Source organism: Microbacterium sp. (genome assembly GCF_030149085.1).
GTDB lineage: Bacteria > Actinomycetota > Actinomycetes > Actinomycetales > Microbacteriaceae > Microbacterium.
This window is the reverse complement of the sequence record NZ_JASBSF010000139.1, coordinates 1-5,943: the sequence shown is the minus strand read 5'-3', so window position 1 is coordinate 5,943 and position 5,943 is coordinate 1. Positions and strand designations below refer to the sequence as shown.

The 5,943-nt window shown below is 62.2% G+C and carries 6 protein-coding genes; 3 read left to right on the top strand and 3 right to left on the bottom strand.

Annotated features, from left to right (window positions below; all coding sequences use genetic code 11):
- On the top strand, nucleotides 1-2,092 hold a 2,092-nt coding region (locus Q1V87_RS05740; protein WP_300591228.1), incomplete at its 5' end, for a DEAD/DEAH box helicase.
- A gap of 110 nt (nucleotides 2,093-2,202) precedes the next feature.
- Here Q1V87_RS05740 and Q1V87_RS05735 read toward each other — a convergent pair.
- The 3 genes from Q1V87_RS05735 to Q1V87_RS05725 are packed head-to-tail and all read right to left on the bottom strand — an operon-like array spanning nucleotide 2,203 to nucleotide 4,560.
- Nucleotides 2,203-3,246: an XRE family transcriptional regulator gene (locus Q1V87_RS05735; protein WP_300591227.1), complete on the bottom strand. Its 1,044-nt coding sequence runs from the start codon at nucleotides 3,244-3,246 to the stop codon at nucleotides 2,203-2,205.
- Entirely contained in the window at nucleotides 3,243-3,854 is a 612-nt protein-coding gene (locus Q1V87_RS05730) for a hypothetical protein (RefSeq protein WP_300591226.1), read from the bottom strand. The genes Q1V87_RS05735 and Q1V87_RS05730 overlap by 4 nt, the downstream gene beginning before the upstream one ends.
- Nucleotides 3,855-3,909: 55 nt before the next feature.
- The gene (locus Q1V87_RS05725) at nucleotides 3,910-4,560 is read right to left on the bottom strand and encodes a type I restriction-modification system subunit M N-terminal domain-containing protein (protein ID WP_300591225.1); all 651 of its coding nucleotides are present in this window, start codon (nucleotides 4,558-4,560) and stop codon (nucleotides 3,910-3,912) included.
- A gap of 181 nt (nucleotides 4,561-4,741) precedes the next feature.
- Between Q1V87_RS05725 and Q1V87_RS05720 the strand changes: the two genes are divergently transcribed.
- Nucleotides 4,742-4,981, top strand: a complete 240-nt coding sequence (locus Q1V87_RS05720; RefSeq protein WP_300591224.1) for a helix-turn-helix domain-containing protein — start codon at nucleotides 4,742-4,744, stop codon at nucleotides 4,979-4,981.
- Complete coding sequence (locus tag Q1V87_RS05715) at nucleotides 4,978-5,817, top strand: HipA domain-containing protein (protein ID WP_300591223.1); 840 nt, start codon at nucleotides 4,978-4,980, stop codon at nucleotides 5,815-5,817. The genes Q1V87_RS05720 and Q1V87_RS05715 overlap by 4 nt, the downstream gene beginning before the upstream one ends.
- Nucleotides 5,818-5,943 lie beyond the last annotated feature (126 nt).

The following is a 5,943-nucleotide window of genomic DNA, read 5'->3' as shown; positions in this document are numbered from 1 at the left end:
GCACCTCTCCAGTATGGGGTTGCAGACGCGCACCATCTACGGTGGCACCGTCCCGGCTCCAGAGGAAGACGAGGACCTCGACTCGGTGCGCGTGTTCATAGCGACGCCTGAGGCGATGACCGGCCTGCTCGGCGCACATCCACAACTACTGACGACGATCTCGCTTGTCGTGTGTGATGAAGGCCACCTGCTCGACAGTGGATCTCGTGGAATCGGTCTGGAGCTTCTGCTCTCGCGATTGAACGCTCGAACCCCACCGCCACGAACGGTCTTCCTGTCGGCGATCGTGCCGAACGTTGAGGAGATCAACGCCTGGCTCGGCGGAAACGACTCGACTGTCGTAAGGAGCGAGTACCGGCCCTCGATCGCGGAGTACGCCACGCTGCGGCAAACTGGCACCGGCCAAATGCGCGACGTCAGCCTCGAACTGCATGAGCCGTCGACGTCAGTTCCCGCCCATTCTCTCCCCAGATTTCTCAGCCTCCCGGACTTCCAGTACATCAAGCGCTCCACGGGCCGCCGCAACACCTTCAACTTCGATTCAACGAAGACACAAGCGGTTGCTGCCGCGCGTAAGTCGCTTTCTCTCGGTGCGGTCGCAATCTTTGCTGCTGAGAAGGGCGGTGATCGCGGAGTTGTGGGGCTGGCGCGCGAGCTGCTAAAGCAACTTGAGGCCGGGTTGCCTCTCCCCATTCCCATCGACCACGTTCAGGAGTCAGCGAAGCTCAACGAGGCGATCGCTTACCTTTCCACCGAATACGGGGCAGCCTGGCTCGGCACGATGACGCTCGAAGCTGGAGCAGCGATTCATCATGGCGATCTCCCTCAGGAGACGCGCGAAGTCCTCGAGGAGCTGCTCGCTGAACGCGTGGTTCCACTGGTCATGTGCACGAGCACACTGGCGGAAGGAGTAAATCTTCCGATCCGCACGATGGTGCTCTACTCAGTTCGTCGGAGCACCGATGGTGGGGCGCCCACTCCCATGTTCGCACGCGATATCAAGAACTTGGTCGGACGGGCGGGTCGCGCTGGCGCATCGACAAGAGGACTAGTCATCTGCGCCAACGCGGCGGATTGGGATGCAGTGAAGGCTGTTGCTGAGGGACAGCCGGGCGAAGCCGTGACGGGCGCGCTCCTTGGCCTCGTACGACAGCTTCGAGCCGCGCTCGACAGTAGGCAAATACCGCTTTCCAATGAGCTCCTGGATCGAGCCCCGGCGCTGGCATCACTTACCGACGCTGTCGACGCCTCCCTCATCGAACTGATCCGCGACGAGATTGGTGCTGACGAGTTCATCGACATTGCCCAGCAGTTCGCATCCAAGACTTTTGCTGCAGCACGCGGGAATGAGGTCGAGCGGGCCATGCTGGTGGAGGTGTTCAAGCAGCGTGCACAGAATCTCGTCGCGATGCGCGCCTCAGGCCGCCTAGCGTGGGTGAGAGACAGCGCGGCGAAGCCTCGGCTTGTGGACTCGGTCATTGACGGACTTCTACCGCGAGTTCCGGATTGGACCGACATCGAATCGCCACTCGATGAGCGTCTCGTCAACGCGCTTGTCGCTTGGTCGCTCGAGCAACCTGGATTCAGGCAAGAAGCGACCGTCGCGTTCCGCGGAGCGACTGTCGCAAGCATCGAAGACACACTCGTGGGCATTGTGCGCGCGTGGATTACCGGCCACTCCTTCAGGCAGATCGCCGAGGCGATGGAGATTGAGGTGGATGTCCTCCTTCGCGTGCACGCCAAGGTGGTGCTGTTCGACACTCTCACATTGATCGAGCAGGCCGTCGCAATCATCCGCCGACGCGTTGAAGAGGGCGGAGAGTCGTTGGCGCCCGCAGTTGATGCCTTTCCGGACTTCTTGCGCTTCGGCGTAAGTACCGCGCCCGCCCGCGAGTTGATGGCCCGCGGAATTCGGCATCGCCTCGCAGCCGTTGAACTTGGCCGCGCGATCGCGAGCAATCCCCTGAACATCATGACTTCGACCGCTGCTGCCGCGCGCGCACTGCTGCAGGATGAGAGTACCTGGCGCGCCATGCTTGGCGACCTCGTCTACGCCAGGACTGCCACCGACATCGGGCTGCGACGCGCTTGATCGTGAGTCGCAACTGAAACCGTCGTGCCCACGAGCAGCGACGACATTACATCGCTCGCCACCTGACCCGACAAGCCATGCGTGGGTTCGCGCCGTCACACGTGCACAGATCACACTGCACGAAGAGTCCGCGGCTTGTCCCGGAACACAGTCGCTGCGTGAGGGCCCACTCCGATCAGTTGCCGGATCTCGCCATCCGTCAGTCCGGATCCATCCAATGTGCGTCCGATGGAGCGCGCAAGCTCCGGCGTCTCGGCAGCAAGCAGGTCGCTACCCGGCTCGCGTGTCTTCCAGCCGCGGCTATTCATCTGTCGATAGAAGCGTTGCCGGTCTTCCGAACTGACCTTCCCAAGGCGGTACGCGCGCTCGAAGATCGCCTGCATGGAAACGCCCCACTCCATCTTCAAGTCGGAGAGTTTGCCCAAAGTGAGATTGACGAGCTCGGGCTCGATGACATGCTCAGGCATCAAGAACTCAGCCGCGAACTGGTTTGCCTGCTCTTCAACATCGGCGTCAATATACGTCGTATGCAGGACGAGGTGCCCCAACTCGTGCGCCATCGTAAGCCGCTTGCGATCGACTGGAAGATTCGCATTGAGGATGACTACGGCGTGCTCGCCGGCCCATTGCGACATCCCATCGATCCTGTGCGTGCCGAAGTCCTCCTCGACGACCAAGATCCCCGCCGCTTCAATCCAACGAGTGAGGCTCTTTACCGGCCCGATCGGCATCCGCCACACTGCTCTGAGCATCCTTGCGGCGTCGGCGGGTGATTGGTCATCTGGATCTACCTGGATCACATGCTGTTGAGGGCGCATCGGCACGCGCTCGAGCAGGTATGAGGAGTGCATACGCAGCACATTGAGGCGAGCTTCGACGCGCTTCCAATCCGATGGCTTGGTGGTCTTCTGGCGCCGCATATGAGCGTCGGCCGCGATCGCGCCCTGCATACGAAACTCGTGGCGAAGGAACCCTGGAGTTACCCCGAGCGCATCGGCGAGCCTGCCGACCATCTCGTCGTCCGGTTCACGCAGGTCGTTCTCGTAACGAGACAGTGCAGCCTGGGTGATACCGAGCTTCTCTGCCAGCTCCTCCTGCGTGATCTCTGCAGCGCGCCGGAGGACCAAGATGATGTCACCGACGCGGCCGGTCATGTGCCCGACTCCTCCTCGGCCTCGCGAATGACGTTCGTGAGGTCCAGCTCGGGAAGCTCGGGGGCGACCGGCGCCCACGTGAAGCCAGAGGGTGCCGATGCGTCCTTCTGCAACTGAATAGCCCAGATTGGGTGGTCCTTCCCATCGCGGAAAGACAGGACCGCGTCGCCGACTGAGCGAAGCTCTGCGTCCCACATATATCCGAGAGCGAGGCTGAACGATTCCAGTCCCTCCAGCATCAACGAACTGTTCGACCAGAAGGCGCTCGAGGCTTCCGTCGGATACGCGGAGATGCGGTCTCCCGGGTGGTGCCGCTTGACTCGGATCAAGTATTGCGTCCCGCTGCGCAGTTCACGCACCGGCTCTCGATCGACGATGTGGACACTCTCCAACTGAGCGACCGCCTTGATCACCCGATCCCAGATCCGCTCGTGGAGGAAGTTCGCGGTGAACCGTTGCGTAAAGCCAGGGAACCAGCCGGGCTTCCATGAGCGGAACTCTGCGTAGTCGGCTCGTGCCCCATCGACCGCATCGACGAATGCGGTGACGAACGTGTCTCCGAGGTCGGCAAGGACGCGATCGCTATCCGGATGCGAGTTCGAAATCATGCCAGAAAATATACCACCGTCTACCGACACTGCCAGAAGTCGTTCGTCGGCGTGTTCAGGCGGCGCGGATCAACCTGACACCCGTGTCTCGTGAGACATCCGACTTGCGCATAAACGCCGGATCGATGATGAGGTCGTCGGGGCGCGGACGCTGCAGGTCGACCATGAGCTTGATGATGTGCCGCGCCGTGCGGAACTGCCCGTTCGTGCCGCTGGTCGCGAGCTTCGAGAGCATGTATTCGTAGATGTCGCCCTTGGTGTCGCGATCTTCCATCGGGATCTCGTGCAGCAGGTCGACGACCTTCGTCAACAGCGCCGGGGTCGGGATCGTGAACCGGGCATCGCGCATGTTCCGCGCGTAGCTCGACCCCTCGGCGCCCAGCCGGCGCAGCCACGGGAACACATGCTCGGAGACGACCTCGAACATCTCGGCTGGCGCGAAGTTCGTGAACACGCTCCACCGCAGATCGCGGTACGGCCGGCGGCTCGGGAGATCACTGTCGTACCCGTCGGGAAAGACACGGTTCTCGACCTCCTCGCCGAAGCGGGCTGCCTTCTTCTCAGCGAGCAACTGCAGGTCGTCGAGCCGCCGGATGAACAGCAGATACGTGATCTGCTCGATCACCTCGACGGGATTGGCGATGCCGCCCGACCAGAAGGCATCCCAGACCTTGTCGACCTGGCGTCTGAGCTCACCCGTGACCACGCTGTGTCCCCTCGATCCGTGCAACCCCTCCACGCTAATGGAGGGCGGCGACAACAGACGGCTTCGTCGAGCACCCGTGGGATCCCGCGACAACTTGCCGTATCCGGATTTCGTAATGACCTATCCTCATACGGATTTCGTAATAGACTTGGCCTATCCGGATTTCGTAGTAGGGACGGCCATGGCATCGTACGAAGCAAAGCTGCGCTCCCCAGCCGACATCGGGCTTGCGATCCAACAGGCGAGGCTCGCAAGAGGCCTGACACAGATGGAGCTAGCCGACCAGCTCGGCATCTCGCAGCGGTCTGTCAGTGAGCTCGAATCCGGAAAGCCCACGATCTGGGCTCGTCGAATGTTCGACCTCATGCGGGCGACCGGGGTCGAGCTATCGGCGATGTGGGATGGTGAAGCCCGGCCATGAGGCTCGCTGTCGAGCTCTATGGCACGATCGTCGGACACATCCACGGCCCCGATGCACGCTCGTTCGACATCGAGATCACCGATGAGGCACGGGAGACATTCGGGGTAAACAGCCGGGTGATGTCGGTTGTGATTCCATTACTGGCTTCGATGCCAAGGCAACATGCGGGGCGTCGCCGAAATTGGTTCGCGGAGCTCCTGCCCGAAGGCGACCAACTCGACTACATGCTCACGCAGGGTGGTGTGCGGCGCGGCGACATACCCGCGTTTCTGGCGCGGTACGGCCGTGACGTCGCGGGTGCGTTGCAGATCTGGGATGTCGACGACCCGTCGGAACCACGAACTCCCGAGGTGATCCCGATCGACGCTGAGGGGATCCGACGCCTCCTGGAGGATCCGATCGGCGCTCCGCTCGGGAACGCGACGGACTCTGGGCGGACCTCACTCGGCGGCGTCCAGCCGAAGATCGTCTTGGCGCGAACCGGAGCCAGGTGGAACCAAGCACTCGGCGGCTTCCCGTCGACGCACATCCTGAAGCCTCAACTGCCCACACGACCAACTGTCATCTTCGATGAGGAGTACGGCGCGCGCCTCGCACGTCGCCTCGGACTCGCGGCTTTCGATACCCGAGTCGAGGAGTTCGACGGACTGCCGACGCTCGTGATCGAACGTTTTGATCGAGCCGGTGGCGCGCGCATCCACCAGGAGGATTTCAACCAGGTGCTGGGCGCGAGCGGCAATCAGAAGTACCAGGAGCTCGGAGGCGTGGTCTCGCTCGCCCGCATCGCCGGTGCACTGTTGCAGTATGCCGGGTCCGAAGATGTGCTCGGGCCTTGACCCTTGATCGTGGACACGGTGTCGGGTGGGTTATGCCGCTTCCGCGAGGGTAGCTGATCTCGCGGCTTCGTAGACGTTCTCGTAGGTGTTCGGGGTGATGTTGCCGATCGCGGAGTGGCGTCGGCG

Excerpts from the sequence above, each read along its gene's own strand:
- Q1V87_RS05720 (WP_300591224.1), top strand. The coding sequence starts at position 4,742 with ATGGCATCGTACGAAGCAAAGCTGCGCTCCCCAGCCGACATCGGGCTT.
- Q1V87_RS05715 (WP_300591223.1), top strand. The coding sequence starts at position 4,978 with ATGAGGCTCGCTGTCGAGCTCTATGGCACGATCGTCGGACACATCCAC.
- Q1V87_RS05735 (WP_300591227.1), bottom strand. The coding sequence starts at position 3,246 with ATGACCGGCCGCGTCGGTGACATCATCTTGGTCCTCCGGCGCGCTGCA.
- Q1V87_RS05730 (WP_300591226.1), bottom strand. The coding sequence starts at position 3,854 with ATGATTTCGAACTCGCATCCGGATAGCGATCGCGTCCTTGCCGACCTC.